The 2,243-nt window shown below is 47.5% G+C and carries 3 protein-coding genes; 1 reads left to right on the forward strand and 2 read right to left on the reverse strand.

From position 1 onward, the window contains the following. Window positions 1–226, forward strand: a 226-nt coding sequence (locus RMO79_RS21670; protein WP_310485340.1) for a hypothetical protein, incomplete at its 5' end; no start/stop codon positions are given. A 140-nt stretch (window positions 227–366) separates the two neighbouring features. On the opposite strand, the gene RMO79_RS21675 is transcribed toward RMO79_RS21670, so the two are convergent. Together RMO79_RS21675 and RMO79_RS21680 are read right to left on the reverse strand one after the other, a co-directional pair. After that, the gene (locus RMO79_RS21675; protein ID WP_310485341.1) at window positions 367–1,587 is read right to left on the reverse strand and encodes a M20 family metallopeptidase; all 1,221 of its coding nucleotides are present in this window, start codon (window positions 1,585–1,587) and stop codon (window positions 367–369) included. Window positions 1,588–1,918: 331 nt separating this feature from the next. Continuing rightward, on the reverse strand, window positions 1,919–2,065 hold the full coding sequence (locus RMO79_RS21680) for a hypothetical protein (RefSeq protein WP_310485342.1): 147 nt from the start codon (window positions 2,063–2,065) through the stop codon (window positions 1,919–1,921). Window positions 2,066–2,243: the final 178 nt, after the last annotated feature.

Below are 2,243 nucleotides of genomic sequence, written 5' to 3' on the forward strand. Positions count from 1 at the left end.
AACCATCCAAACTTCGGTGGTGACTGGTGTAGCTAACGACACTACTCAAGGTAGCTTCACTCGGATCGATAATAGCAAATACGGTCGCACTGGTAATACTAGCAATACTGGTACTTCGATCGTCACCGACCAAGCTACTGATGTTCAAGGTAAATTCAACCGGACTACTCAAATCGGCGAAACTAACATCGACAACTCCCAACGCGGCCCTCGCTTCAAACGCTAAACTTCACTAGTGTGGCGATCCGTCAATAATATTTCAGCTAAGTTACATGGTGTCCTAGCACCCCCATCGAGCTACTAATCGGATCTCCGATCGGTAGCTCGATGCGTTTGGATCGAACTAAAGCAATTTGGGCATTGCTATTAATTACAGTATTTCTCGACACACCGCACGAACATTTCCACCCCTGTAGATAGAGCTGTTTCATCAAAATCAAAGCGGGGATGATGGTGGGGATAAGCTAAAGATCGATCGGGATTTGCCGCACCTAAAAAGAAATAACAACCGGGGACTTTTTGGAGGAAAAAAGCCATATCTTCCCCACCCATCGTCTGACATTCCGGGACGACACCCAGCGGAGTTTCGACTAAATCTATCGCTACCGATCGCACTAAATCGGTAATTTTCGGGTCGTTAATTACAGGTGGATAAAACTTGATATAATCTAAACTATAAGTTGCCCCATGACTGGCACAAATTCCAGCGACGATCGCTTCAATGCGTTGGTGGAAAAAGTCAGCCAAATCGGGACTAAAATAGCGCACCGTCCCTGACAAGCTAGCAGTGTCAGCAATCACATTCCGCGCCCTACCTGCGGTAAATTTACCCACCGTCACCACCGCCGAATCGATCGGATTGACATTACGCGAAACGATCGTTTGTAAAGCACTGACAATTTGACTGGCGACGACGATCGAATCTACAGTCTGGTGCGGCATCGCCCCATGCCCGCCCTTACCCTGAATCGTCAGATCGAATTGCTCTACCGCCGCCATTAATGCCCCACTCCGCACCCCGATTGTGCCTAATGGTAAATTATTCCACAAATGTAGCCCGATGATGGCACTAACATCGGGATTAGTGAGGACTCCCTCGTCAATCATCGGTTTGGCTCCTCCTGGCCCCTCCTCGGCGGGCTGGAAGATGATTTTGACCATCCCGGCAAAGTCGTTTTGATGTTTGGATAGATAGTAAGCAGTCATCAACGCGATCGCGGTATGTCCGTCGTGTCCGCAAGCGTGCATCACGCCGTCATGCTGAGACTTATACGGCACATCATTAGCCTCCTGAATCGGCAAGGCATCCATGTCCGCCCGAATTGCCAGCGTCTTGAGTCGAAAGCTCGTCTTGCGCCCCTGAATCATCGCCACGATTCCGGTTTGGGCGATGCCAGTTTGATGGGGAATTTTCCATTCTGTCAGTTTACTAGCGATCGCCGCAGCAGTCAGTCGTTCTTTAAATCCCAGTTCGGGCTGCTGGTGGATCTGTCGCCTGAAGGCGACTAGCTGGGGCTGCAAGGCTTGAATTTCCGGTCGAATCTTATCGGGATCGATCGGCTGAACGGGCGCGTTGGTGGCAAACATCTGGTTGTGGGGAGTGCAATTGCGCGTAAGGATTTAAGGTTTATTTTAACCATGCATTTAGTTAGATATCCAAATTTGGATATCTAAACTATGTCGCTTTATCATTCAAATTGGGCAAATTTTAGATATAATGGGCAAAAGTAGGTAATCTGTCCGCGCATTATATTTTTAGCTGTCAGACAGATCCAGAGTTTATAGCCTTCATTGGCTCAACCAACCAAAATATTTAAGATCTCATGTACTCATACAGTTGGCATCGATTTAGAATCTAGCAATAATAATGCCCGCTTGAGGGCAATAGATCGGTCGATGCTTACTCACTTTCCACTATTTAGATTACTAAAATTCGATCGGGCAAACTCACTCGCAACCGCGAGGTATCGAGCTTGTCAAGACCGTTAGTAATAAAAGAGGGTAAGCTGCGACCTTTAAGCAGCCCGTTCGATTGTGCGACGTAGGTAATCGCTTCATTCAACATGCACTAACACTATCTTCACACCTCCAACTCATGCAAAATCAAACATCCGTCGGCGCAGCCGCTCCCCAAGAGACTCAGGATATCCAAACCCTCGAAAATAGCATGGATGCCAATGTCCTCGGCGATACGAATATCAACTACTCAAAAATCTTGATTACCCCCAAAGAACTCAAGGAAA

It is taken from the genome of Chamaesiphon sp. VAR_48_metabat_403 (genome assembly GCF_031422475.1).
In the GTDB taxonomy this organism is placed as follows: Bacteria; Cyanobacteriota; Cyanobacteriia; order Cyanobacteriales; family Chamaesiphonaceae; genus Chamaesiphon.

What these genes read in the sequence shown, in the direction of transcription:
- RMO79_RS21675 (WP_310485341.1), bottom strand. Translation starts at nt 1,587, where the DNA reads ATGTTTGCCACCAACGCGCCCGTTCAGCCGATCGATCCCGATAAGATT.
- RMO79_RS21680 (WP_310485342.1), bottom strand. Translation starts at nt 2,065, where the DNA reads ATGTTGAATGAAGCGATTACCTACGTCGCACAATCGAACGGGCTGCTT.